This window comes from Acinetobacter sp. SWAC5, from assembly GCF_003419885.1.
Taxonomy (GTDB): Bacteria; Pseudomonadota; Gammaproteobacteria; order Pseudomonadales; family Moraxellaceae; genus Acinetobacter; species Acinetobacter cumulans.
Genome location: NZ_QUWR01000001.1, coordinates 148935 through 174113, shown reverse-complemented (window position 1 = coordinate 174113; position 25179 = coordinate 148935). Strand labels below are relative to the sequence as shown.

Genomic DNA, 25179 nt, shown 5'->3' with positions numbered 1-25179 from the left:
CTTCCATTTTTTCAGTTGAATAAATGCAGTGCAAATCAGTTAAAATTTGCACTACAAAATTGTTTTATGCTTGTACTTGAGCACGTTTTTGCATTGTGCCCAGTAAGATCAGAATCAGAACAGCTGCGATAATAATGCCCGGAATACAGGTCGCAATCAGACCGGTTGCGCCATTCCCCATTGCAAGGAATTGACCCGCAACTGCAGGACCTGCCATCGCGCCAAAACGACCAACAGTCATTGCTGTCCCTACACCTGTACCACGCATTTGAGTTGGATAAACCTGACTGCCTAATGCATACAGCACCATCTGTCCACCAATCGTGAAACAACCCACCAATGCACCAGCAAAATACATCGCATTTACGGTGCTAAAGCTGTTCAGCGCGATCAAACCTAAAATGATGCCGCTATACATTAGTAAAATGACGTTTTTCATTTTCCAATGGTCAACCAGCAAGCCCAGTACGATCGTTCCGACAAAAGCGCCGACCGAGAAGAACATTTGCACCATGGTTGCATCTTTTTTCTGGAACCCGAGCTCCATAAGTAATGACGGCAACCAGTTCAGTAGCATGTACACCACCATCATGGTGAAGAAATAACCCACCCAAAGTAGGATCGTTGGCATGCGGAAATACTGGTTAAACAAATCACTGAACTTGCTTTGCTGAGCGGTATCAGCGCTTTGCTGCGTTGCAAGAAATGCACGTGATTCAGGCAAGAATGCCATCATGAGCGGAATGACCATCAAAGGTAAAACACCACCCACATAAAAAATGACTTTCCAGTCTGCAGCCAATTGCGTACTCGCAAGTAGTGATACTGCAATACCACCAATTGGCATACCGCAATACATCAATGAAATTGCACGTCCACGTGCTTTATCACTCACTGATTCAGAAGCCAATGCCACTAAATTTGGCAATGCAGCGCCCAGCCCTAAGCCTGTCATAAAGCGTGCAAATAACAGCCCTGAGTATGACGTTACCCAAGCGGTGAGAATTGAAAATAAACCAAATAATGCAACAGCAATGATCAGCACTTTTTTACGGCCAATACGGTCCCCTAATCGACCACCAATTAAACCACCAGGCAATAAGCCTAAAATTGCAGCACTAAAAAATAAGCCCAGACTTGATTTATCTAAACCAAAATGTGCGCTAACACCTGCAGCAGCAACACCTGCAGACTGCAAATCAATCCCCTCAATTAAGGCGATCAGAAAGCAGATTAAAATCGTCATCACAGCATTACGCTGTGTATTTTGTTGTTGTTCCATACAACGTACCCTTCTTGTTTTGCGTTCCTAGCAAAAACAAACTAATTTGATATGAATACATTGTCAAGTGTACTTGACGTTTTAAAAATTAGAAAAAAGTCGTAGATAAAAATGGAAAAAAAAATGCATATTGCTTATATTGAGAGCTCATTTTTAGCCATGTATTAGCCGTGAAATCTCTAAGAACTTTGCTTCGATCTCGCCTTGAATGGATCGAAGACCATTTAATGAAAAATGCAGAAAAAAATGGTTATGGCTACGTAACACCATCGATGGCGAGGCTTTATAGTTATCTTGGCGAAACACCTGTGCCAATGTCCGAATTGGCTCGTCGCTTAAAAATTTCCCGCCAAGCGGTGCATCAGTTAGTCGCTGAAGGTCTTAATTCTAAGTTCTTAGAAGTTATTGATAGTCCAAATGACAAACGCATCAAAATGGTTAAGTTTTCGACGAACGGTAAAGAAATGTCGGATGTTGCATTGGCAGAAATTCATCAAGCCGAGCAAGAACTCGCAAAACATTTGGGTGAGGACAACGTTAAACAGCTCAGACGTATCTTGGAATTAGATTGGCCAGAGAGTTAATACTGAAAGTACAAGCTATACATTAATAGCTTGTTTTATATAAAAATTAATTAGATTCTGGCGTTCGCCAATAGATTTTTGATAATAAGTTGAACTTAACAACAGGCAGGCACCATGTGTGATGGTCCAAACATAAGAAAGATAATCACGCAGGCTAATGGCACAATTGCGAGAAATTAGATATTCGACCGTAATATCTTTAACCTCGATAATTCTTTTTTCTCGAACTTCGTACAGTTGCTCAAACTTATTTTTTATTCCTCTTTCCTGACTGGTAATTCGCTCTTCAATACTATGCAGTAGCACGGTTCGATTTGAATTCATCAGATGATAGAGCATGAACTGCCGAATTCCCTCTTGCACATCCGTTTTAAATTTTTGAGCGATCTCCAAGAGTCGTGTTTCATTCAAAATGAGCAATTCGAGATAGAGCTGATTTTTACATTTAAAATATTTATAAATGGTGCCCTTCGCAATGTCTAATTCTTCTGCTAATTCCCCAACTACAATATCCTGATTATTTTCGAGCAGTAGCTGTTCGGTCACTTCTAAAATCTTCTGTTTGAGCAAAAAGATCTTTTCGTGGCGGGATATGGTCATAGGATTTTAACTCTTCGGAAGCAATCAATTTAGATACATTGATGTACGCCTATAATGAATAACCACATTGCATCATGTCAAGCAAGCTTAACATAATGTTTAGTTTTGAATGATAGAGCATAGTGAAGGTACACTCTTTGCTCAAATGAGAGGCTCAAAAATGTCTAGCACAGGATCTAAGCTCAGAAGCACACTGCTTTGAATCATTCATTTATCTCTCTGTACTCGCTTAATGGGCTTATGAAGATTCGCATACATTCTCTGACTGGTATTAACAAAAATTCAAATAGCCATTTGATTTTGAGTGGGCATACGATTAAAAGATAGAATTAAATAGAGAAAATTAAAATAAAACAAATAGATATATGTTTTGGATTTTTTATTTGTTCGAGCATTACATTAATAAATAGTGAATACTCATGTCTAAAAAAGCTGTTATTAGAATATTTATGTGAGAAATTTGTGGCAATAAAAAAGCCACTTAATATAAGTGGCTGATTTAAAACAAGAATTTTGGTGGAGATGGCGGGAGTTGAACCCGCGTCCGCCAGCACTACGCTCGAGAATACTACATGCTTAGATATCGTCTATTGTTTTAACTCTTTGTGACCCGACGAACAGGGTACAAATCGCGATCCTCTAAGTTTAGTACAAAGCCCCGAGGCTTGGCTTTATACGGACTTGTGTGCTTGCGCTTCAGTCGGGATCTCTAACCACAAGTATTCAGAGATGCGGACAAGCTGCCCTTAGGCAGCTAGAGCGTATGATTCGTCGTTTGCGACTAAAAAATGCAAATTTGATTTACGAGAGAAAATGCGCTCTCGACATGCATCTATGAGTTTCATCACCAGCGTCGAAGCCAGAAACATCCCCAAAGTATGAACAATCATAGCATAACTGATAAAAAATACGATGTATTTTCTGAACAATTACACAATTGAATGCGCTTAATTACATAATTGCGCTAATATTTTATTTTTCAAGACCACAAAAGAAAAAGATATGAGCTATTTACTGGCCCTCGATCAGGGTACGACCTCAAGTCGTGCAATCATATTTAATGAACATGGACAAGTTCAGGCAACAGCTCAACGTGAAACACATATTCAAACCCCACACTCTGGCTGGGTTGAACAAGATGCTCAAGAAATTTGGAGCTCTCAAATTGCCGTAGTACAGCAAGCTCTAGCCTCTGCGCGTATTCTAGCTAAAGATATTAAAGCAATCGGCCTCACCAACCAACGTGAAACCACTGTGGTTTGGGATAAACGCACGGGTAAGCCTCTCGCTCCTGCTATTGTTTGGCAAGACCGTCGTGCAGCGAACTGGTGTAATCAACTTATCCAACAAAATTTACAAGAATCAATTCACCATACAACTGGGCTCAGAGTCGACCCCTATTTCAGCGCAGGGAAACTGGTTTGGCTACTCGAAAATACCGAAGGCTTACGAGAACTAGCACAACAAGGCCATGTGGCATTTGGTACGATCGATAGCTGGTTGGTATGGAATTTAACCCAAGGTGCTAAGCATATAATTGAAGCCAGTAATGCCTCACGTACCATGCTCATGAATTTACAAATGCAACAATGGGATGAATCATTACTCGAATTATTTAATATTCCAGCATCCATCTTGCCTAAAATTATCAGTTCCGACAGCTATGTAGCAGATACAGCTACGGGGCTACTGGGGGCAAATATTCCAATTACAGGCATATTGGGTGACCAGCAGTCTGCATTGTTTGGACAGTCCTGTTTTGAAGCTGGTACAGCCAAAAACACCTATGGTACTGGCTGTTTTATGTTGTTCAATACTGGAAATGAAGTCCAATATAGCACTAATAAATTATTGTCGACGCTTGCTTGGCAAGCGCAAGGTCAAACCACCTATGCCCTAGAAGGCAGTGTATTTATGGCTGGCGCCATTGTGCAGTGGCTCCGCGATGGACTCGGAATTATTCAAAAAAGTGGTGATGTGGAAAAGCTAGCCTGCCAAGTCTCCTCAACCGAAGGCGTCGTATTAGTCCCTGCCTTTACTGGACTTGGCGCACCGCATTGGGACAGTGAAGCACGTGCCTTACTTTGTGGAATGTCACGGGGCACAGGTAAAGCACATATCGCACGAGCAGCCTTAGAATCAATAGCATTTCAAGTCTCTGATGTGCTGAGCGCTATGCAGTCAGATATTTCAAAACCTTTAAAAGAGTTACGTGTAGATGGCGGTGCCTGTGCCAATGACATGCTGATGCAATTTCAAGCCGATATTTTAAATGTGCCTGTACTTCGTCCTAAACTTTTAGAATCAACCGCTTGGGGTGCTGCAGCTATAGCAGGCTTAAAGGCAGGCGTATTTTCAAACTTAGATGAAATAGCGCAATCTTGGCAGTTAGAACGTGCTTTTGAGCCAAACATGCAAGCAGATGAGCGCGAATATCATTTAAACCGCTGGCAGTCTGCTTTAAAACGTGCCAAATCTGATTTATAAACACATCATTCTCAACAGATAAAAAACCGCAATCAATGCGGTTTTTTATCTGATGTTCATTTAAGGCTAAGGCTTAATGTGCATGTCCGCCTGCCCCTTCCACAATTTTAGGTCGTGGGCATAACCAAATGATGAGGGCTGCGAATATAAAGATCATCGCCAAGAGTAAAAATACATGATTGGCAGACAAGGTTAAGGCTTCTTTATCGACTAAGCTGGTGATATACCACAAAGCCCCTTGTGAGCTCATGCCTTGTTGCATCAACGTCGCTTGTGTATCTTCTACATGTAAGCTTCCCACCATATCGGCGCGTGCAAGTTTGGTATGATCATCCCAAATTGTAACTGCAATCGATGCGCCGATTGCACCTGCCATGGTTCTTAAAAAGTTCATTAAGCCCGCAGCAGAAGCCATTTCTTGTGGTTGAACTGAAGCCAAAGCCATATTAGACAGTGGAATAAAGAAAAATGGCACCGCAAAACCTTGTAGAATTTGGGGCAATGCTAAAGAAAAGAAATCTGCATCTGTAGTCCAAAAGGCGCGCATCAGAGTTACACCACCCAATATACTAAGACCAAAACTTGCTAGCGCACGTTGGTCGTATTTTGTCGCCAGCTTCGCCACCAATGGCGACATGGTTAAACTGCCCAAGCCCATGGTTGCAGTTAAATAACCGGCCCAAGTTGCGGTATAGCCCAAGTTAATTTGTAGCCACTGCGGAATCAGTACAATACTGCCAAAGAATGCACCAAAGCCTAAGGCCAATGCCACAACTGATATAGTAAAGCTTCGATATTTAAAGATTTGAATATTGACCACAGGATGCCGCTCTGTCAGCTCCCAAATGGTAAAAATCACCAATCCAATCAGTGCGGTCAGCGCCAGAACCATAATCACTGGGCTATTAAACCAGTCTCGTTCATGGCCCAAATCCAACATCAACTGCAAAGCGCCAATCCATAGCACCAATAAAACGAGGCCACCCATATCAATTTTGAGTTTCGCGATTTCTGTTTCAGCGGGTTTCAATAAACGCATCGCTGCCATCGCACAGATGATTCCCACTGGAATATTAATAAAGAAAATCCAGTGCCACAACAAATTATCGCTGATGGAACCACCCAAAATTGGCCCTAAAATTGGCCCAACGACGGTAGTCATGGCCCACATGCCCATGGCTTGTGATTGTTTTTCAGGTGGAAAAATACGAAGGAGCAACATTTGGCTGAGTGGCATAATTGGGCCACCAAACAAGCCTTGACCTATTCGGCAAAACACCAGCATTTCTAAGCTGGTCGATAGACCGCATAGTACCGAAAATACCGTAAACCCGATTAGGCTCACAGTAAAAACTTTGACCCCGCCAAAGCGTCCTGCCAGCCAACCTGTTAAAGGCACACAAATGGCCTCTGCCACCGCATAGGATGTAATGACCCACGTCCCTTGCGAACTAGAAACAGCCAAACTACCCGTAATATGTGTGACCGATACATTGGCAATGGTCATGTCGAGCACAACCATAAAGTTTGCCAATGCCAGCACAAAGGCTGCCAATATCAATCGGCTACCTTTTAAATCACCATAAGGAACATAGCTATTCATAGGTGTTTACTTCGTGCTTAAGTCAATTTTTGCTTCCATCGACAAGCCCACACGCAGTGGATGTTCGGCCAATTGCTGTTGATCTAAACGAATACGAACAGGTAAGCGCTGTACAACTTTAATCCAGTTTCCTGTTGCATTTTGTGCTGGAATTAAAGCGAAAGCTGCGCCTGTTCCACCAGAAAAGCCCACCACTGTGCCTGTGTACTCCACGCTATCACCATATAGATCTGACGTAAGTGTGACTTTTTGCCCTGGTTTGACACGCTCTAATTGGCTTTCTTTAAAATTGGCATCGACATATAACTGTGAAATTGGCACAACCATCAATAACACTGAACCCGGTGCCACACGCTGGCCAACCTGAATTTTACGACTGGTCACCACACCATCAAAAGGCGCTTTAATGACTGTGCGCTCTAGATCTAATTCAGCCTGTTTGAGTTTTGCTTGAGCAACCAATACATCAGGGGTTGAATGTTCATTGCTGCCTTGAATTAAAGCATTGTTGGCTGCTAAAGAGCTTTGTGCAGCTTTTTGACTCGATTTTGCCTGCGCTAAACCTGCTTGAGCGAGGTCAAACCCTGCTTGTGCATTATTTACGGCGCTTTGTGCGGTGCTTAATTCTTCTTTAGAAATTGCACCCGAAGCACTCAATTGCTGACGACGATTCAGTTCATCTTGTGCTTTATTGAGTTCTGCTTTAGCTTTGGCCACTTGTGCTTCAGCACTATGAATACCATCATCGCTCACAAAGACTTGTGAATTTAAAGCACTACTGTTGGCTGCCGTTTGTTTATATTGACGCTGTGCCTTCATTAATTCTGCTTTTGCTTGTGCCAAGGCAATTTCAGCATCCCGTGGATCAACCTGAACTAAGACCTGACCTTTTTTAACCTGCTGCGTATCACTAACCAATACATCAGCCACTTGCCCTGTCACCATCGATGTGACTGATGCTGTTTCAGCACCCACATAAGCATTATCGGTTGATACACTTTGGTTAAAAAATAATTTCCAAATCAGATAAATCGCTACAGCAATCACTAAAATTAATGCAACAAAGGTCAAACTTTTCTTTCTTTTGGCTTTCAGTTCTGAATCGCTGAGTTGAGGCACTGTTTGAGTCTCTGGCAGTGTTTCTTGGGCATCTGTCATTGATTTTTCCTAAATCCAACAGACTTACTCAAACGGCAACATATTTGCATCCCGCAAATATCGGACATTTTTGTCCTCTATGATGTCGATGAAAAAGTCATTTTTTAAATTTGACGCATTTTATAGCGAGATAATCATGTTTTGAGAATATAAATGTAACTGTTCAGTCTTCATTTCTTTAAAACAACACAAGATTCGCATCCTGTGCTGTCAATTATTCTGTATTATTATAAAGTTAGCTTAAGCCAATATTAATATGCATACGATGCAATCGCTGTTGCAATCGCTTTGCCTTCATCATTGTGCATAGTCATACGCATGGTGCAGCCCTTACGACCTAAACGTAAAGTTTCTGCTCGGGCTGTAAAATATTGGCCACGGCCTGGTGCTAAATAATCTACACGCATGTCCACTGTTGCCAAACGGGATACCTTTTTACTGGTTTCGGTCATATCTTCAGCTTTTGCATGCTTATAGAGCTCACCCATTGCAGAAATGCCGCCAATGCTGTCTAGCAAAGTTGCAGCCACACCGCCATGCAAAATTTGAAATGCCACATTACCCACCAAATTTGGTGCCATATCTACACGTGCTTCAATTTGCCCGTCTACCACTGACATGTGCATGAGACTTTGAGCAAAAAATGGCGATGCATTAAACGCCTGACACAAACCTTGTAAAATTTGTGTCATGTCTACATTCGAGCTTAAATCCATATTACCTGTCCAATTTTTTGCTGCGTCCGTCATAGTCTGCTCGAATTACCTTAATTGAATAAAAAAATGAAGCGTGTTGTCCTAAAACAGGATTATAAGTCTACAATAGCTCTAGTTTAAGACTGATCATTGAGATTGTTATGACCTATACGTTCAATCGTCCAGCATTTCCTGCCACTCGTATGCGCCGCATTCGTAAAAATGATAAATTGCGTGCCATGGTTCGAGAGACCCAACTGACGGCTGATCACCTTATTTATCCTGTATTTGTATTGCCTGGTCAAAATCAAACCCAAGATATTCCAAGCATGCCAAATGTTCAGCGTTTATCTGCAGATCTACTGCTTAAAAAAGCTGAAAGCTTAATGGAATTAGGCGTATCAAAATTAGCGCTGTTTCCTGTAACTCCACAAGAAGACAAAAGTCTGAGCGCTGAAGCCGCTTGGCAAGACAATGGCTTAGTCCAAAATACAGTTCGCCTGCTTAAAAAAGAATTGCCTGAAATGGTATTGATTACCGATGGCGCACTCGATCCGTACACGACTCATGGTCAAGATGGCATTATTGATGACACAGGCTATGTGTTAAATGACGAAACTGTAGAATGTTTAATTAAACAAGCTTTAAGTCATGCTGAAGCGGGTGCAGATGTTGTTGCACCGAGCGATATGATGGATGGTCGTATTGGCGCGATTCGCCAAGCACTTGAAGCCAATGGCCATATCTATACCAATATCATGGCGTATTCTGCAAAATATGCATCTAGTTTCTATGGCCCTTTCCGTGATGCTGTCGGGTCTTCAAGCAACTTAAAAGGTGGTAACAAGTACAATTATCAAATGGATATTGGTAACCGCGCAGAAGCACTCCATGAAATCGCCTTAGATATCCAAGAAGGTGCAGACATGGTGATTGTGAAGCCTGGTATGCCTTATCTCGACATTGTCCGTGAAGTCAAAGATACTTTTGGTATTCCAACTTTTGTATATCAAGTCAGCGGTGAATATGCCATGTTGGCGGGTGCCATTCAAAACGGTTGGTTATCTGAAAATGTGATTATTGAATCACTGATGAGCTGTCGCCGTGCAGGTGCTGATGGTATTTGGACCTACTTTGCCGAAGAAGCCGCGCTCATGTTAAAAGACATGAAATAAGTGTCTTCATTTAGCCATAAAAAAAGCATCTGATCAGATGCTTTTTTTATTTTGCTTAAGATGCTTAAAACTTATAGCTATAGGCTAAACCTAAAATATTCTGATTCATTTTTAGGTTGGCATTGCCCCCACCAAAGTTTGCGGGAATAGAGTTTTGCCCCTTCACTTCTTTTTCTAAAGCATGGGTATATGCAATGCTGACATCCTGATGTGTGTCGATTAACCATGTAGCCCCCAGACTTAAATGATCTTGTACCACGCCTGGAGCTAAGATATTTAAGAAGGTCTGATCCGCTTGAATGGGCTGATCATTATGGCTATAACCTGCACGTAAGCTAAGTTTAGGTGTAGCCTGATAAGTTGCACCCACTTTATAAATATTAATATCTTGCCAGCCAAAACCCGCTCCTTGAGCAGTCCCCAGCGGTTGGGTTAAATTGAGCGGATTACCCACGGAAGCAATATCTGAATAGTTAATCCGTTCAACATCAGCTGCCAGCGTTAATGCGGGTGTAAGTTTAAATGCAGCGCCTACACCATAGCTTTCAGGCACATCAAAACCACCATTTTCTGCGAATAAACCACGGTATTTATCAAATGTACCAGCTTTAACTTTAGATGAATATTTAGCACCTAAGGTCAATTGGTCATCAAAGAACTGCCCAGACCATCCCAATTTAAAACCAATACCCGTTGACGAATCTTTTCCGCGATTACTTAAATTACTGCTGTCTTGTGAAAGCTGGGCAAAACCATCAATGCCCTTGGCTTCAAATTGCTGATACATAATATTCGATGCGACCGCCACAGATTGGTTCGGTGCATATTTCCATGCCACAGCAGGCGAGAAAAATACTTGAGATAAATTTACGCCAGCAGGGCCTGTACTGCCATATTTTTCAAAAGGGCTTTGTTTATAGCTGGTGTTCATCCCGCCATTGCCATAAATCGCAAAACCTACAGCAATTTGATCATTCACTGGATGACTATAAGCCACTTCTGGAATCACAAAATATTCACGTCCATTGGCATCATATTCACCATTGGCTTGCGGGCTATCTTGAATATTGGCAGAACGATCTGGCGCAAATACTGTTGCGCCAACATTGACTTGCTGCCCCACCCAACTCAAACCTGCTGGGTTACTGGCAATTGTTAATGCGTCATTAAAATTTGCAATTGATGTACCTGCATTACCCTGCGCTTTAACACCATAACCATGCATAAAATATCCAGTCGTCGCATGTGTTGCACTACTGAATATTGCCAATATCCCCAAAGATAATGCGCTATAAATTGTTTTCATCGTGACGCCCTTATTTTTAATTAAGGAAATCATATTTTGTTTGCGATATTTTGTAATCGAATAAAAAACAACAAGCTTATCTTTTTTAGAGATATAGAAAAAAGAAAACAAATCGATTGGTCATATCGGCATTCTAAGACTCAAAAGCCAATCAGATGCTTTATAATTGCCCTTATTTTTGAAGATGCAGTAACACGGAATGCATATTGCCATCATAGGTGCAGGCATTAGCGGCTTATTGTCTGCCCTAGAATTTATAGATCAAGGCTGTTCAGTTTCAATTTTCGATCAACAATCTGCGGGTAAAGCAGCCTCTTGGGCAGGGGGCGGTATTCTCTCTCCGATGTATCCTTGGCGCTACCCGCAAGCGGTCAATGACTTGGCCAAACACGGTAAAGACTTATATCGCACATGGAATGAAAAACTATGCCCTATTTCTGGTATCGACTTCGAAATACATGAAACAGGCATGCTGATTTTTGATCAAGCTGATTTTGAGATTGGTTTGAATTATGCCAAATTGCATGATGAACCTATGCAATACTGCGAACATCTACAATACGACAAAATAAAACAGCTGAATCCACGGATTTCTCATCAATTTGAACAAGCCATTTATTTTCCTCAAATTGCCAATGTGCGTAATCCTCGCCTGCTTAAATCCATCATTGGCTACTTAAAACAGCATCCGCAGGTGCAGTTTTATGAACAGACGTGGATTGAACAATTCATTATTCAAGATACACAAATTCAAGCGATCGAAAGCACACGTGGTGAACATTTTGAAGCAGATCATTATGTCATTAGCACAGGAGCATGGTCAGAACATTGGTCTAGCCAACTTCGGCTACAGATTCCTATAGCTCCCGTTCAAGGTCAAATGCTCCTGTTTAAAGGCCCAGAAAATTGGCTACCGACCATGTGTATGAATGAAGTAATGTACTTAATTCCACGTCGCGACGGTCATATTGTCTGTGGATCAAGCATGAATCATTTAGGATTTGATCACCGTCCATCTACACACGTTCAACAAGATATTTATAAGGCCAGCCTGAAAATGGTTCCTGCACTTGCAGAACTTCAGATTGTAAAACAATGGGCTGGCTTACGCCCAAGCTCACCCACAGGTATTCCCTATATTGGACAAATGCCTAATACCACCAACTTATGGGCGAATTTCGGTCATTATCGAAATGGCTTATGTATGGGGCCAGCTTCTGCACAGTTACTGCGTCAGCTGGTGCTACAACAAGACACCCTTGTTAATCCACAGGCCTACAGCCCTTTAGCATTAACGAGCCTCCATTAAACCTCACAGCGCGCCATATAAAAAATGCCTGTTCATCAGGCATTTTTTATTGCTCGCTTATATGAACTTAATGTGACGCTAATAAATTGGCTAATGCTTCTTTGAGTGTAGAGAACTGAAACTTATAGCCAGCATCGAGTAAAGCTTGGGGGTTGACATATTGACCATTTAAAATCAATTGTGATTGCTCACCTAGCACTAACTTCATTAAACCTGAAGGTAAGTTTAATAGTGGTCGTTTATTTAATTGTCTGGATGCTAAAGAGACAAAATCTGCCTGACTCACTCGCTCAGGTGCCACCAAGTTCCACACCTGTTTAGGTACATTCGATGTCATTATAAATTCAATGCTTTGCAATACATCACGAATATGAATCCATACCACGGGTTGGCGTCCGTGACCTATTTTTCCAGCCACGTTCAATCGAATAGGCAATAACATTTGCGGTAAAATGCCACCTTTTGCAGACAGCACAATCCCCAGCCGAATGATTTTAGTATTTTGATTCGAAAATTGTAGCGCAGTCTGTTCCCACTGTTGGCACAGCTCAGATTGAAAGATGGTTTGGGCGGGCGACTGCTCGGTACATGCCTGTTGCCACTGCTCAGTGGTGTCTATTCCATAATAACCAATTGCAGAGCCCGAAATAATGCATTTGGGTACAATACGGCGCTGTTCTAAGTACCGGTACAATTGCTCAGTTGTTTGTACTCGACTGGCAATTAATTTTTGCTTACGCGCAGCCGTCCAGCGCCCCTGCCCAATGCTTTCACCCGCCAAATTAATCACATAATCAATCTGGTCTGTTTTTAACTCACTGAGCGCTGTTATCCATTGCATATCAGGATGCGGCGAAACCAAATCTTTTTTACGACTTAAACCAATAACCGCATAATCTTTAGCTAACAAGTATTCCGTCAGGCGTGTACCAATAAAACCACTCGCCCCTGTAATTAACACCCGTTCCTTCAGCATAAACCGTCTCTAATAAATGGAGATACCCTACCATCTATAAGATAAGTTCATGTTTTGTTCAAGCCTTATTCATGGCCAAACATTTTAACTGACATGCGCTTTGCTTGCGCGCCATAAAACCAATAGGTAAGTAAATACAATGGAATCGCCAACAGCATACCCATAATAACCACCAAACTCATAAACTTAGGCTGTTGTAAGTACGATATAAAGTTTTGCCAAATTTCAGGATCTTTTATCGCAAATAAAGCAACGCCTAAAATTTGAAAGGCAATGTTGTAACCCCAAAAAATTAAGGTAAAGCCTAAAGTGATTTTTTTACGCTCTGCCTGTGTTGGTGCACGTTGATTTCGCTTTAAAAAGATATAAAGCACCCAAACCATTGCCACGATATAGGGTACAGCTGTTAAAATACCGCCTACACCCATTGGTAGTAGCGCGGCCAACACACCGCAAACACAGCTGAGCACCAAGCAAATGATAAAAAACATGACAAAATAATGAGTTAGCGACATCTGAATGATGACCTAAGAAATAAAATCAGTTCAGTATAAAAAAAAATGAATTTTTTTTCATTTTATTGTCAACCAATCTCTCATAGGTAGCGTTATATAGGGTACAAGGTCTGTAGCAGCCGATGATTTGTACTGGCATCCACAATGTTTCGGTGACCTTTCTTAAAGCAATAATTTTCTTTTCAGGTTTGAGCCTTTGAACAGCAGCCAAATCTTAAACCTTGAAATAGATTTTTTGACCGACGATTTCACCATCACTCGAATCGTCGGTCTTTTATTTTCTGCGTTTTTTATTTCAACACAAAACTCAGTCTTATCATTCTAACTCAATTTTTAAAATTTCAATCCAAGCACTCATCTTTACAGAAAAACGCACATCGTCTGCAAAGCTATACCTTAAGATCAATCTCATCTCATTCCTTCTGCTGGAGCATCTCCGCATGAATGCTGTTATTTATTTTGAAATTCAATCTTCAAATCCTGAACGAGACACACAATTCTACAGTGAAATATTTGGTTGGACTTTTCATCGTGTAGACGGCCTTCCCATTCAATATTATCAAATTGAAACTGCGGGTATACATGGTGGCTTACTCGAGCGACCTGCCCAGACCCCGCCCACACATTGTGGCACCAATGCCTTTACCTGTTCGATTGAAGTTAAAAATTTTGATGCAACAGCAGCTAAAATTTTAGCGAATGGCGGTCAAGTCGCTATGGAAAAATTCGCCATTGCAGGCAAATGCTGGCAAGGCTATTTCTTAGATCCCGACCACAATACTTTTGGACTTGTGCAAGTCGATCCCAATGCAGCATAACCACTTTGTACAAATGCTCATATTTTAGCAACGCCCTAAGCGACTTAGCTTGACGCATGAATAATCAATAACCAACGGAATATTCAGTATTTATGATACTTTAGAGCCCAATCAAATCTTTTGATGTTTTGGGGCTAGCATGACTGTTCGTTTTTTTCATACTTCTGATTGGCATTTAGGACAATTCTTCTATAACCATTCGCGTGACTACGAACATGAACAGTTTCTCAATTGGCTGCTTGAGCAAATAGCACAAAAACAGCCGCATGCCCTGCTCATTGCAGGTGATATTTTTGATGTCATCAACCCTGCATCTAGAGCGCAAAAGCAGCTCTATCAGTTTTTAGCGGATGCGCATGAACGTGCCCCGCACATGCAAACCCTGATGATCGCAGGCAACCATGACTCAGGCTACCGTATTGAGCAAGTTGAGCCATTATTAGAAAAATACCATGCCAAAGCTGTTGGCGTGGTCCATAAAAATACCGAAGGTCAGCTCGATTTAGACCGACTGCTCGTACCTATTTATGATGAACAAAAAAATATCGTGGCATGGTGTCTGACTTTACCTTTTTTACGGGCTGCCGAGATTACTGGTTTAAATGATCAAACCACCAATAGTCAAAATGCCATTGCCTATGTACATCAGCAATTAATTGCAGAAGCCAAAGCACGTAAAACCCCAGATCAAGCCTTAATTTTAATGTCACATGCCCACATGCAAGGCGGTGAAACCTCGGACTCAGAGCGCCCGATTATTATTGGCAATGAAGAAGCGCTTTCGACTGCGCTATTTGATGATGTAATCGACTATGTTGCACTTGGGCATTTGCATAAACCGCAAAAAGTCGGACAGGCTCATATCCGTTATAGCGGCTCACCGATTCCCCTGTCATTTAGTGAAATCAATTATAAGCACCAAGTGCTTGAGATCAGTATTGACCCGACTCAAAGCGATGAATCACGCTTTCAAATGGAGTCCTTAGCGATTCCGCGCAGTGTGCAATTGCATCGAATCAAAGGCACAATTCCAAAAGTTTTGGAACAATTATCTGCTTTGGCAAGCGGTGAAATTGAAGATATTGATCAGCGTGAATATGTCGAAATTGAATATCATACCGACACCCCGCCTGCACCTAATTTAAGACAGCAGTTTGAAGAGGCTTTAGCGCCAAACCGTTATCGTTTGGTGCGCATCAGCCGCCGTTATTTAACTTCAGATCAAAATAATCAGCAGCAAGCTGCAATCAACCTTGATCCGCCTACGCCTGAAAAATTATTCCAAAATCTTTGGGAAAAACAAGGCTACGGTGCTGATGACACCGTAATGAAAGATTTTTTAAGTTTGGTCGATGAAGCACAGAAATCACTTGAAGATGATGCGAACGCTTAAGGAATTGCCATGAAAATTTTATCTATACGTATTAAAAACTTGGCATCTTTAGCAGGTGAGCATTTTATTGATTTTGAATCTGAGCCCTTAGCCAGTGCAGGTTTAGTGGCAATTATCGGCAAAACAGGCGCAGGTAAATCTACCATTTTAGATGCCATGTGTTTGGCGTTATTCAACGAGGTACCACGTCTTAAAAACAGCGATGGTAAACTTATTGATGTAGATGGGTCAGAACTCCTCACGAAATCAACACAAACAATATTGCGCCGTGGTACAGCCCAAGGCTTTGCCGAGCTCAGCTTTGTTGCTCAAGACCAAAAAGTCTATGCTGCACGTTGGGAAATTAAACGTGCACGTGAAAACCCAAACGGTAAATTGCAAAGTGTACAGCGTTCACTAAAATGCTTAACGGACGAAACAATTATTGCTAATCAAACCAAACAGGTTGAAAAGCATATCCCCGAAATTATAAAACTCAGTTTCGAACAATTTACCCGTACAGTACTACTCGCACAATCAGAGGTCACTGCTTTTTTAAAAGCACGTGATAATGAACGTGGAAAACTTTTAGAATATCTAACCAACTCTGAAATCTTCGCAAAAATTGGTCAATTGGCCTTTGATAAAACCAAAGAAATTGCCAATCAGCGTAAAGAGCTGGAAAATGTTTTAGGACATATTGAAATATTGTCTGATGAAGATATTGCCTTACACACGGCGCAATTTCAAAGCCATGCAGATACTTACCAAAAATTTGAAAATGAAAAGGAGCAACTGCTCAAACAGCAGCAATGGTTTCAACACAAAGACAAACTAATTGCGGATATTCAGCAGCGTGAACAATATCTGACTGTTCAACAGCAGCAACTTGATGCACTGCAGCCACAGAAGCTGCAATTGCAACAACTGGAAAAATTCGCCTCAATCCGTCCAAGCATCATTCAACGCAAGAATTTAAATACTGAAATGGTGGCGCTGCAGCCTCAATTGACTCAGGCACAGCAGCAGTTCAGCACAATTGAAATTCAGTTTAATCATGAGAAAGCGCAATTTGAACAAATTGATCTGCAGCAAAAACAGCAGCATCAATTTGAAGTAGATCATCAAGATCAAATTGATGTAGTACGTGCACGGATTGCCGACCGCCGAGTGCTAGGCGATCAGCTCATTGCTGTGAAAGATGAACTCAAAAAACTGCAAGAGCAGCATGCCCCGCTACTTCAATCCGAACAGCAATTGCAACAAGTGCAGCAGCAGTTAGAACAACAGTTAGAGCAGCAAAATACCCTACTGCTGCAAACAGCACATTTTCAAGTTTTAGATGAAGCGCTGTCTGCACATCTCAGCCCTTTACAGCGCTTTATTCAAAGTTATGTGCAATTTGAGCAGCAATATGGTGATGTCGCGCAAGCTACGCAGCAAGTCGCTCAAAAACAGCAACAGCTTGAACAGCTTATTCAGCAATTTGGGCAAGACCAAGTGCTCAATTCTAAAATTACAGGCTTACGTACATCACGTGAAGACCTAATAAATCGTCTTAATCAGTTGGATGTCACCAAGAGTCATTGGCAGCGTTACCACGCTATTCATGTTGAACAGCAGCAAAAATTGCAAGAGCAGCAAAAACTGCAAACTGATCTCGCACAGAGTCAGCAGCAATGCAGCACAGCTGAAACTGAGTTTCATGCTCAAAAAACTGCTCGAGAAAGTTTGCAAACAGTGTTACAGCAGCAGCGATTACTGCATGCAGACAATATAGAACAGCTCAGAGCTAATCTGGTCGCAGGAGAAGCATGTTTGGTCTGCGGCAGCACCGAGCACCCTTATACACATAACCAAGATGTGCTTTCCCATGAACTATTGAAACTGCAAGAACAGCAGGAACAGCAAGCGCTAGCGCAGGAAAAAACAGCCTTTGATCTGTGGCAGCAACTGCAAAAAAAATGCACACAGCAGTCCACTGCCTTTGAAGCCAATGCACAGCAACTCATTGCAATCGGCACGCAGCAGAGCAATGTCCAAACCCAGCTTGAACAATCACTTCATGCACTGAGCATCCCTTATGATTTAAGTGCAGATTTGAGCTTACTTGAAACAGCTGTAAAGCATCATATTGAAAAAACACAGCAGTCTTTACAGCAAACAGAAGCTGATTTAAAAACCCATGAACGGGCACAGCAAAACAGCCAGACTTTGTCTCAATACATTCAGCACACGACAAAGCAGCTGACCGATGTACAGCATGCAGAACAAAATATTCAACCTATTTTGTCTTTATTCAATGACACTGAAAAACATGCATGGCAGCAATCGACCCGCACCGCTACTGAACAGGTTTATGAGAAACTACAACAGCGCCTCAACACCCTAAAACAACGCAATGAACTAGATACGCAACTGAATCAGAAAATGCAGCAACTGGAACAGGCGAAACAGCAAACTAAATTCAGTCTAGAGAATATTGCTACAACTGAAAAACGAATTGCGAAACTATTAGAAGAAGGTAAACAAAATAGCGATCTTGCGATTCAAGCTATTTTTACCATGACCCAAGTAACCGTTGAAAAACCGCATGAGTGGTTATTGCAGTTTGAGCAAAGCCGACAACAGCTGCAAACTCAGTTTAATACGGTGCGTCAACAGTTTGAGCAACGACGCCAAACCTTTGATGCCGCACAAGTAGCGCTGCAAAAGTATCAGGCACAGCAACTACAGCTGCAAAATCAACAGGAAGCAGCTGCACAAAGTATTCAACAGTGGTTATCGCTGCATATTGAGTTTGATGATGCCTTGTTGCAGCAGCTCGGTGAAATTACACATGAGCAAGAACTGCAGCTTAAACAGCAAATGATCGCGGCTGAACGTGCATATAGCGATGCACAATCTGCCAAAAAAACATTGGATGAACAATTACAGCAGCACTTAACACTGCAGCCTGAAATCACATTTGAAGCCCTGCTTGCACAATTGCAAAGCTTGGTTGAACAAATGACCCAAGTGATGGAACAGCGTGATGAAGTGAAACTCAAACTCGAAGTACATCAGCGCAATGTCGTAAAACAGCAGCAATTTGCCGATCAGATAAAACAGATCCAATCTGAAGAGCACCGTTGGAATAAAATTTCGAGCTTAATGGGCGATGCAACGGGCAAGAAATTCCGTGATTTGGCGCAGCAATATAACCTCGATATTTTAATTGAGTATGCTAACCAGCAATTGGCGATGCTTTCTCAGCGCTATACCTTAAAGCGCCTTGAAAACTCTTTAAGCCTAGCCATTGTCGATCATGATATGGATGGTGAAACCAGATCTGTTTCTTCGCTTTCAGGCGGTGAGTCGTTCTTAACCGCGCTCGCTTTATCCTTAGCTATTGCCAGCATGGCATCAGGAACAACGAAAATCGAAAGCCTGTTTATTGATGAAGGTTTTGGTACGCTCGATGCCTCAAGTCTGCACATGGTGATGAATGCGCTAGATCAGCTACAAAACCAAGGTCGTAAAGTGGTATTAATTTCACATATTCAAGAAATGCACGAACGAATCCCAGTGCAAATTCAGGTCAATCCGATCGGTGCAGGTGCAAGTACCATTCAAGTCGTGGGATAAATCAAGCGTTGAAAATCCCCTCCTTAGAAAAAGGAGGGTTAGGGAGGATTAAATTTATTATTGCTGCGAATAATCGCGTGCGCCAAACAATGCTGTCCCCACACGAACCATAGTTGAGCCAGCGGCAATCGCATCTGTCATATCACCCGACATGCCCATACTTAAGGTATCCCAGTCTTCAGGTTTTGCATGCTGTGCTTTGACTTGCTCAAAGAGCGCTTTGGCATCAACAAAAGCCTGCGGATTGTTGGGTGCAGGAATCACCATCAAACCGCGTAAGCGTAAATTCGGTAATAAAGAAATCTGTGCCACCAAATCTGCAACTTCATTCGGCTGACAGCCATCTTTGGTATCTTGTGCATCAATATTCACTTGCAGACAAATATTTAATGGCGCTTGAGTTGCTTCCCGCTGGCTTGATAATCGCTCTGCAATAATTAAACGGTCGACACCATGCACCCAAGCAAAGCTTGAAGCCAAATGTTTGGTTTTATTGCGCTGCACATGACCAATGAAATGCCACTCAATCTCTAAATCTTTGAGTGCTTCAATTTTATCTAAAGATTCCTGCAAATAATTTTCGCCAAATGCACGCTGCCCCGTCGCATACATTTCACGCAGCATTTCACTCGGATGCGTCTTAGATACCGCCAGTAACTGTACAGATTCACCAGCACGACCAGCCTTCAGACATGCCTGATTAATCTGCTCTAGTACCTGCTCTTTTGCGTGTTGAAGTGTATTCATTGACGAGGTTCTCATTTCATTCATCTTTTTTTCCTTTGCCCTTTAACTAACAGTTGGTTAAGCTGAGGGAAAGCCTTATTATTCTACCAAAATAATTAAGATTTAGACGTACTCGGGGATTTTATGGATATCACAGAATTATTGGCATTTTCGGCTAAAAATGGCGCTTCAGATTTACACTTATCAGCAGGTATGCCTCCACTGATCCGTGTAGATGGTGAAGTTCGTCGTATTAACTTGCCTGCATTAGAACATAAAGAAGTACACAAATTGGTGTACGACATTATGAATGACAAGCAACGCCGTGATTATGAAGAAAAATTGGAAACAGACTTTTCATTTGAAGTTCCAGGCGTGGCACGTTTCCGTGTGAACGCATTTAACCAAAACCGCGGTGCTGGTGCGGTATTCCGTACCATTCCATCAAAAGTGCTTTCAATGGAAGATTTGGGTATGGGGCAAATCTTTAAAGAGATTTGTGAATACCCACGCGGTATCGTACTGGTGACTGGGCCTACAGGTTCGGGTAAATCGACGACATTGGCAGCCATGATGGACTACATCAATGACAACCGTTATGACCATATTTTGACGGTCGAAGATCCAATCGAATTTGTACACCAATCAAAAAAATGCCTAATTAACCAGCGTGAAGTCCACCGCGATACCCACGGCTTTAACGAAGCACTTCGTTCAGCACTGCGTGAAGACCCTGACATTATCTTAGTCGGTGAGATGCGTGACCTTGAAACGATCCGTTTGGCGCTTACAGCAGCTGAAACTGGTCACTTAGTATTTGGTACGCTACATACCACATCTGCGGCTAAAACCATTGACCGTGTGATTGACGTATTCCCTGCTGAAGAAAAAGATATGGTTCGTGCCATGTTGTCAGAATCACTACAAGCGGTTATTTCACAAACACTATTAAAGAAAAATGGTGGTGGCCGTGTGGCAGCGCATGAAATCATGATCGGTATTCCTGCAATCCGTAACTTGATTCGTGAAAACAAAGTCGCGCAAATGTACTCTGCCATTCAAACGGGTGCAAACTACGGCATGACAACGCTAGACCAAAGCTTAAAAACTTTAGTGTCTAAAGGCATCATTAGCCCACAAACTGCACGTACTGCAGCAAAACAGCCAGAATCTTTCTTATAAAAATTAGCATTATATTATTTGAGGAAACCTTATGGATTTTAACGGTTTGCTCGACTTTATGGTGGAAAAAAAGGCCTCTGACCTTTTTATTACTGCCGATGTCGAGCCGTCCATGAAAATTAATGGTCAAATTGTACCTATTGGCTCTACAAAACTGCCAGGTTCAACTGTTGGCCAATTATTAAATGCCATAATGAACGACAAACAGCGTAAAGAGTTTGCAGAAACACGTGAATGTAACTTTGCAATCAGCAATCCATCTAAATCAGCGCGTTTCCGTGTGAGTGCATTTCAGCAACGTGATGAGCCAGGCATGGTGCTCCGTCGTATTGAAACGATCATTCCGACTATGGAGCAACTCAAGTTACCGCCAATTTTAAAAGAATTAGCGATGACCAAGCGCGGTATTATCATCTTTGTGGGTGCAACAGGTACAGGTAAATCAACATCCCTAGCATCACTCGTAGGTTATCGTAACCAAAACTCAAAAGGTCATATCATCACCATTGAAGACCCGATTGAATTTGTACACGAGCATCAAGGTTGCATTATTACCCAGCGTGAAGTGGGTATTGATACCGATTCTTTTGAAATCGCACTGAAAAATACCTTACGTCAGGCACCTGATGTCATTTTGATTGGTGAGATTCGTTCACGTGAAACAATGGACTATGCCATTGCCTTTGCTGAAACAGGTCACTTGGTATTTGCGACACTACATGCCAACAACGCCAACCAAGCATTAGATCGTATCATTCACTTCTTTGAAGCAGATCGTCACAACCAATTGTTTATGGATTTATCGTTAAATCTAAAAGCCGTGGTTGCACAGCAGTTGATTCCAACCATTGATGGTAACTCTCGCCGTGCTGCGATTGAAATTTTGATCAATTCACCTTTAATTTCAGACATGATCCGTAAAGGTGATGTACATGAAATTAAAGACCTGATGAAACGTTCTCGTGAATTAGGCATGCAAACCTTTGACCAAGCCCTGTTTGACCTTTATAAAGCCAAACAAATTAGCTACAAAGATGCACTCAAACACGCCGATTCACCAAACGACTTACGCCTACAAATCAAATTGTCTGAAGAAGGTGGAGATCGCTTAATGAATGCCAGCACCAACATTACCTTTGATGGTCAAGTGTAGGCGGTAATTTACTAAGATTCTGAAATTCAAGCACAAAAAAAGGCTGATCTCTCAGCCTTTTTTTGTGCTTATTGGATTTGATTTACATAAAGCTAAATCAAATCCAGTTTGGCATTATTTTTTACGGTATGCTTCTTGGCATGCTGGCGCATCACAATAACCATATAGATTTAATGAATGGCCTGTCAGTTCGAAACCGAATTTTTTCGCCACTTCGTGCTGTTCGTGCTCGATCACATCATTGGTAAACTCGACCACTTTGTTACAGTTTTGGCACACGATATGGTCGTGATGATCTTCCTGCATAATTTCAAATACAGAGTGGTTGTTTTCAAAGTGATGACGCTGAATAATCCCAGCAGCTTCAAACTGTGTTAACACGCGATACACAGTTGCTAAACCCACATCTTCACCTTGTTCAAGTAAAGTCTTATAAATGTCTTCCGCGCTTAAATGATGTTGTCTTGAATTTTCTAGTAATTCCAATATTTTAATTCGTGGAAGCGTAACTTTAAGTCCAGCTTTGCGTAAATCTTGGTTTGATATTGGCATGAAAAAAGGTCTCTCAACAAAATTAAAGTTGGAATAGGCAACAAACTTTAGATGCAGTATGATCTATCCTTGGATCAAATGCATCATAATTAATTTGGGATAGTGTAGCAAAATGCAAAAACTCATGCTGACGTTGTTCGTCACTTCATTGCTCGTAGGCTGTTCAACCTTGGGCGTTTATAAAGTTGATATTCCACAAGGAACGCCGTTAACTAAGGCGCAAGCATCAAAAATCCAAGTGGGTATGACATTCCAACAAGTTCGTTTTGTGCTTGGAAGCCCAACAATTACAGATCCAATGAATCCTTTGCGCTGGGACTACATCTACAATTATACCCCAGGAACCTATGCTAAAAAAGCGAAGATTCCTGCTGCATCTGGTCAGCATTTAAAAATTTATTTTAACCAAAACGGCATCGTCGAAAAAATCGAAGGTTTGGACACTATTCCAGAATCACAACCAGGTCTACCTGGCTCAAAAGAAGCAATTTTAACTGCACCGCCACTATAATCAGTTTCATATAAAAATAAACCCCTCTGTTGAGGGGTTTTTTTTATGACCATAATTGTTTAAAGCGATTTCCGCGACAATAACGACTGACCGGATTTTTTGCAGCCCGATTACGGCGTATCTCTTTTGGATTAATCGTTAATGCACGATAAATCTCAACGCGATCACCCGCCTGTAAAATTTGCTGATGATCTTTTAAACGCACACCAAAAATACCCAATTGAAGGTTTTCGGGGAGTTCTGTTTGTTGCTCAATCCCACTAAGACGAATCGCATCTAATGCAGTCATGCCTTCATTAAATGGGACTGAAATATGAAATTGAGCTGTCGGGCCAGCATAAGCCACCCAAATTTTTTGTACCGCCATTAGAGCATCCGACCTAATACAGCCACAATCGCCAACACAATCGATAGTGGAATAACAATACGCACCGCTATACGCCAAATATTATAAAACGCTTCATTTGAAAAATTCAGTGCTTTACGCAAATGGCTAATTTTCATAATCCAACCAACGAAAACCGCATATACCAAACAAATCACCAAGCCCCAGAGAATCAACACTGTGTTGAAAATAGGGCTAATACTTGGAATTGCCCAAATAAATACTGGAACCAGTATTACGAGCCACTGCACAGGCATTGCAATTTGGCGCTGCTGTAATTGTTCACGTGCTAAATTGAGCACTAAAGCTGCAAACATTGTTGCTGCAAATGCTAATGCATACGCAGGTACGGTTGTTTTGACAGCAAAGAAACCAAACGCAACAACTGCCAATAATTGTGCGAACCAAATAGGTAGTGCAGTTTGAGTTGCAGATTCTTGGCTTTGTGTTGCGAATAAACTACTTTGCCAATATAGGCCTAGCCCTAAACCACTCGCAACTAGAGCCAATACTGTTGCACTTCCCCATTCACTAAATTCAACAGGTGTAACATGCCATGCTGGAAGCTGTGTGCCCATAACATTGGCCAACACTAAAGAAGCCAATACACCTACAGCTGTTAGAAGTACCGTAATTTGGCGTGGGATAAAGGACAAAACAATTGCCAATACTGCAAGACCTGCCAATACAATAGGTGTTCCTAGCGCAGGAACTGCCGTAGCTTGTAAAAGCTGACTAATATTAGACAGTACACCACCCACCAAAAATGGAATAAAAACAGCAGCTAACCAGCCTGCCAAACGCCATTTCGCAGATGCATCTGCATCGCGTGTTAATTTAGATAATGCCTGTAAAGCGGTGGTATTTGAGCGTTTTGCAAGTGCGATTTCTAAATAGCACAATGGCAATGCTAAAATGAGCATTGTTGCAAGCCAGAGCAACCAGAAATCTAGCTGACGGTCAATTTGAATCCCCGTTATTGGCGCAAGAGTCGCAATAATAATAAATGAGACACAAAAAGCCATCAGAGGCGATAACCATTTTGACATAGCATTATCCTGCATGAGGCGTTCCTTTAAAAAAGCTAGCGCTATTTTGCCCTGCTCTGTCTGGAAAATCAAAAACAAAAAGCAAACCACCTTACGGTGATTTGCTGCGCTAAA

The 25179-nt window shown here is 41.8% G+C and carries 22 protein-coding genes and 1 other RNA gene; 10 read left to right on the top strand and 13 right to left on the bottom strand.

The window, feature by feature from the left end; translation table 11 throughout:
- Positions 1-64: 64 nt before the first annotated feature.
- Complete coding sequence (gene mhpT / locus DYI81_RS00785; RefSeq protein ID WP_117006435.1) at positions 65-1282, bottom strand: 3-(3-hydroxy-phenyl)propionate transporter MhpT; 1218 nt, start codon at positions 1280-1282, stop codon at positions 65-67.
- 227 nt (positions 1283-1509) lie between these two features.
- Here mhpT and DYI81_RS00780 point away from each other — a divergent pair, with 227 nt between their 5' ends.
- Positions 1510-1866 (top strand): MarR family winged helix-turn-helix transcriptional regulator, encoded by a 357-nt coding sequence (locus DYI81_RS00780; protein ID WP_218646850.1) that lies wholly within the window; start codon positions 1510-1512, stop codon positions 1864-1866.
- A gap of 15 nt (positions 1867-1881) precedes the next feature.
- Here the strand turns inward: DYI81_RS00780 and DYI81_RS00775 are convergent, their stop codons facing one another.
- Positions 1882-2466, bottom strand: a complete 585-nt coding sequence (locus DYI81_RS00775) for a TetR/AcrR family transcriptional regulator (RefSeq protein ID WP_117006434.1) — start codon at positions 2464-2466, stop codon at positions 1882-1884.
- Positions 2467-2980: 514 nt separating this feature from the next.
- Positions 2981-3339, bottom strand: a transfer-messenger RNA (tmRNA) gene (gene ssrA, locus DYI81_RS00770).
- Between the two features lie 129 nt (positions 3340-3468).
- On the opposite strand from ssrA, the gene glpK reads away from it, so the two are divergent.
- Positions 3469-4953 carry a glycerol kinase GlpK gene (gene glpK / locus DYI81_RS00765; RefSeq protein ID WP_117006433.1) on the top strand — a complete coding sequence of 495 codons (1485 nt, stop codon included), beginning with the start codon at positions 3469-3471 and terminating at the stop codon, positions 4951-4953.
- Between the two features lie 73 nt (positions 4954-5026).
- Here glpK and DYI81_RS00760 read toward each other — a convergent pair whose 3' ends face one another.
- The 3 genes from DYI81_RS00760 to DYI81_RS00750 form a co-directional block, all read right to left on the bottom strand.
- Positions 5027-6556 (bottom strand): DHA2 family efflux MFS transporter permease subunit, encoded by a 1530-nt coding sequence (locus DYI81_RS00760; protein ID WP_117006432.1) that lies wholly within the window; start codon positions 6554-6556, stop codon positions 5027-5029.
- A 6-nt stretch (positions 6557-6562) separates the two neighbouring features.
- Complete coding sequence (locus tag DYI81_RS00755) at positions 6563-7714, bottom strand: HlyD family efflux transporter periplasmic adaptor subunit (RefSeq protein ID WP_106985514.1); 1152 nt, start codon at positions 7712-7714, stop codon at positions 6563-6565.
- A gap of 251 nt (positions 7715-7965) precedes the next feature.
- Positions 7966-8463, bottom strand: a complete 498-nt coding sequence (locus DYI81_RS00750) for a thioesterase family protein (protein WP_117006431.1) — start codon at positions 8461-8463, stop codon at positions 7966-7968.
- 107 nt (positions 8464-8570) lie between these two features.
- Between DYI81_RS00750 and hemB the strand changes: the two genes are divergently transcribed.
- A complete protein-coding gene (hemB, locus tag DYI81_RS00745) occupies positions 8571-9584 on the top strand; it encodes a porphobilinogen synthase (RefSeq protein ID WP_117006430.1) in 1014 nt (337 codons plus the stop codon).
- Positions 9585-9648: 64 nt separating this feature from the next.
- Here hemB and DYI81_RS00740 read toward each other — a convergent pair whose 3' ends face one another.
- Positions 9649-10890, bottom strand: a complete 1242-nt coding sequence (locus DYI81_RS00740) for an outer membrane protein transport protein (protein ID WP_106985511.1) — start codon at positions 10888-10890, stop codon at positions 9649-9651.
- 199 nt (positions 10891-11089) lie between these two features.
- Between DYI81_RS00740 and DYI81_RS00735 the strand changes: the two genes are divergently transcribed.
- Entirely contained in the window at positions 11090-12199 is a 1110-nt protein-coding gene (locus DYI81_RS00735; RefSeq protein WP_117006429.1) for an FAD-dependent oxidoreductase, read from the top strand.
- A gap of 67 nt (positions 12200-12266) precedes the next feature.
- Here DYI81_RS00735 and DYI81_RS00730 read toward each other — a convergent pair whose 3' ends face one another.
- Both DYI81_RS00730 and DYI81_RS00725 read right to left on the bottom strand, forming a co-directional pair.
- Entirely contained in the window at positions 12267-13175 is a 909-nt protein-coding gene (locus tag DYI81_RS00730; RefSeq protein WP_117006428.1) for a TIGR01777 family oxidoreductase, read from the bottom strand.
- A gap of 65 nt (positions 13176-13240) precedes the next feature.
- Positions 13241-13690, bottom strand: coding sequence for an ABZJ_00895 family protein (locus tag DYI81_RS00725; RefSeq protein WP_117006427.1), 450 nt, complete (start codon positions 13688-13690; stop codon positions 13241-13243).
- A 440-nt stretch (positions 13691-14130) separates the two neighbouring features.
- On the opposite strand from DYI81_RS00725, the gene DYI81_RS00720 reads away from it, so the two are divergent.
- From DYI81_RS00720 to DYI81_RS00710, 3 genes are all read left to right on the top strand, one after another.
- Positions 14131-14508 (top strand): VOC family protein, encoded by a 378-nt coding sequence (locus tag DYI81_RS00720; protein ID WP_117006426.1) that lies wholly within the window; start codon positions 14131-14133, stop codon positions 14506-14508.
- A 139-nt stretch (positions 14509-14647) separates the two neighbouring features.
- Positions 14648-15901: an exonuclease SbcCD subunit D gene (locus DYI81_RS00715; RefSeq protein WP_106985506.1), complete on the top strand. Its 1254-nt coding sequence runs from the start codon at positions 14648-14650 to the stop codon at positions 15899-15901.
- Between the two features lie 9 nt (positions 15902-15910).
- Positions 15911-19507: an AAA family ATPase gene (locus DYI81_RS00710; RefSeq protein ID WP_117006425.1), complete on the top strand. Its 3597-nt coding sequence runs from the start codon at positions 15911-15913 to the stop codon at positions 19505-19507.
- 57 nt (positions 19508-19564) lie between these two features.
- Here the strand turns inward: DYI81_RS00710 and DYI81_RS00705 are convergent, their stop codons facing one another.
- Positions 19565-20254, bottom strand: coding sequence for a YggS family pyridoxal phosphate-dependent enzyme (locus DYI81_RS00705; protein ID WP_117006424.1), 690 nt, complete (start codon positions 20252-20254; stop codon positions 19565-19567).
- Positions 20255-20377: 123 nt separating this feature from the next.
- Here DYI81_RS00705 and DYI81_RS00700 point away from each other — a divergent pair, with 123 nt between their 5' ends.
- Entirely contained in the window at positions 20378-21415 is a 1038-nt protein-coding gene (locus DYI81_RS00700) for a type IV pilus twitching motility protein PilT (protein ID WP_106985503.1), read from the top strand.
- Between the two features lie 31 nt (positions 21416-21446).
- Positions 21447-22568 carry a PilT/PilU family type 4a pilus ATPase gene (locus DYI81_RS00695; protein ID WP_106985502.1) on the top strand — a complete coding sequence of 374 codons (1122 nt, stop codon included), beginning with the start codon at positions 21447-21449 and terminating at the stop codon, positions 22566-22568.
- Positions 22569-22682: 114 nt separating this feature from the next.
- Here the strand turns inward: DYI81_RS00695 and fur are convergent, their stop codons facing one another.
- The gene (gene fur / locus DYI81_RS00690) at positions 22683-23120 is read right to left on the bottom strand and encodes a ferric iron uptake transcriptional regulator (protein WP_067766225.1); all 438 of its coding nucleotides are present in this window, start codon (positions 23118-23120) and stop codon (positions 22683-22685) included.
- A 112-nt stretch (positions 23121-23232) separates the two neighbouring features.
- On the opposite strand from fur, the gene bamE reads away from it, so the two are divergent.
- Complete coding sequence (bamE, locus tag DYI81_RS00685; RefSeq protein ID WP_117006423.1) at positions 23233-23631, top strand: outer membrane protein assembly factor BamE; 399 nt, start codon at positions 23233-23235, stop codon at positions 23629-23631.
- 43 nt (positions 23632-23674) lie between these two features.
- Here bamE and DYI81_RS00680 read toward each other — a convergent pair whose 3' ends face one another.
- Both DYI81_RS00680 and DYI81_RS00675 read right to left on the bottom strand, forming a co-directional pair.
- Positions 23675-23998: an RnfH family protein gene (locus DYI81_RS00680; RefSeq protein ID WP_106985500.1), complete on the bottom strand. Its 324-nt coding sequence runs from the start codon at positions 23996-23998 to the stop codon at positions 23675-23677.
- Entirely contained in the window at positions 23998-25080 is a 1083-nt protein-coding gene (locus DYI81_RS00675) for a hypothetical protein (protein ID WP_117006422.1), read from the bottom strand. The genes DYI81_RS00680 and DYI81_RS00675 overlap by 1 nt, the downstream gene beginning before the upstream one ends.
- Positions 25081-25179: the final 99 nt, after the last annotated feature.

Coding starts and splice junctions, on each gene's coding strand:
- mhpT (WP_117006435.1), bottom strand. CDS start 1,282: ATGGAACAACAACAAAATACACAGCGTAATGCTGTGATGACGATTTTA.
- DYI81_RS00780 (WP_218646850.1), top strand. CDS start 1,510: ATGAAAAATGCAGAAAAAAATGGTTATGGCTACGTAACACCATCGATG.
- DYI81_RS00775 (WP_117006434.1), bottom strand. CDS start 2,466: ATGACCATATCCCGCCACGAAAAGATCTTTTTGCTCAAACAGAAGATT.
- glpK (WP_117006433.1), top strand. CDS start 3,469: ATGAGCTATTTACTGGCCCTCGATCAGGGTACGACCTCAAGTCGTGCA.
- DYI81_RS00760 (WP_117006432.1), bottom strand. CDS start 6,556: ATGAATAGCTATGTTCCTTATGGTGATTTAAAAGGTAGCCGATTGATA.
- DYI81_RS00755 (WP_106985514.1), bottom strand. CDS start 7,714: ATGACAGATGCCCAAGAAACACTGCCAGAGACTCAAACAGTGCCTCAA.
- DYI81_RS00750 (WP_117006431.1), bottom strand. CDS start 8,463: ATGACGGACGCAGCAAAAAATTGGACAGGTAATATGGATTTAAGCTCG.
- hemB (WP_117006430.1), top strand. CDS start 8,571: ATGACCTATACGTTCAATCGTCCAGCATTTCCTGCCACTCGTATGCGC.
- DYI81_RS00740 (WP_106985511.1), bottom strand. CDS start 10,890: ATGAAAACAATTTATAGCGCATTATCTTTGGGGATATTGGCAATATTC.
- DYI81_RS00735 (WP_117006429.1), top strand. CDS start 11,090: ATGCATATTGCCATCATAGGTGCAGGCATTAGCGGCTTATTGTCTGCC.
- DYI81_RS00730 (WP_117006428.1), bottom strand. CDS start 13,175: ATGCTGAAGGAACGGGTGTTAATTACAGGGGCGAGTGGTTTTATTGGT.
- DYI81_RS00725 (WP_117006427.1), bottom strand. CDS start 13,690: ATGTCGCTAACTCATTATTTTGTCATGTTTTTTATCATTTGCTTGGTG.
- DYI81_RS00720 (WP_117006426.1), top strand. CDS start 14,131: ATGAATGCTGTTATTTATTTTGAAATTCAATCTTCAAATCCTGAACGA.
- DYI81_RS00715 (WP_106985506.1), top strand. CDS start 14,648: ATGACTGTTCGTTTTTTTCATACTTCTGATTGGCATTTAGGACAATTC.
- DYI81_RS00710 (WP_117006425.1), top strand. CDS start 15,911: ATGAAAATTTTATCTATACGTATTAAAAACTTGGCATCTTTAGCAGGT.
- DYI81_RS00705 (WP_117006424.1), bottom strand. CDS start 20,254: ATGAATACACTTCAACACGCAAAAGAGCAGGTACTAGAGCAGATTAAT.
- DYI81_RS00700 (WP_106985503.1), top strand. CDS start 20,378: ATGGATATCACAGAATTATTGGCATTTTCGGCTAAAAATGGCGCTTCA.
- DYI81_RS00695 (WP_106985502.1), top strand. CDS start 21,447: ATGGATTTTAACGGTTTGCTCGACTTTATGGTGGAAAAAAAGGCCTCT.
- fur (WP_067766225.1), bottom strand. CDS start 23,120: ATGCCAATATCAAACCAAGATTTACGCAAAGCTGGACTTAAAGTTACG.
- bamE (WP_117006423.1), top strand. CDS start 23,233: ATGCAAAAACTCATGCTGACGTTGTTCGTCACTTCATTGCTCGTAGGC.
- DYI81_RS00680 (WP_106985500.1), bottom strand. CDS start 23,998: ATGGCGGTACAAAAAATTTGGGTGGCTTATGCTGGCCCGACAGCTCAA.
- DYI81_RS00675 (WP_117006422.1), bottom strand. CDS start 25,080: ATGCAGGATAATGCTATGTCAAAATGGTTATCGCCTCTGATGGCTTTT.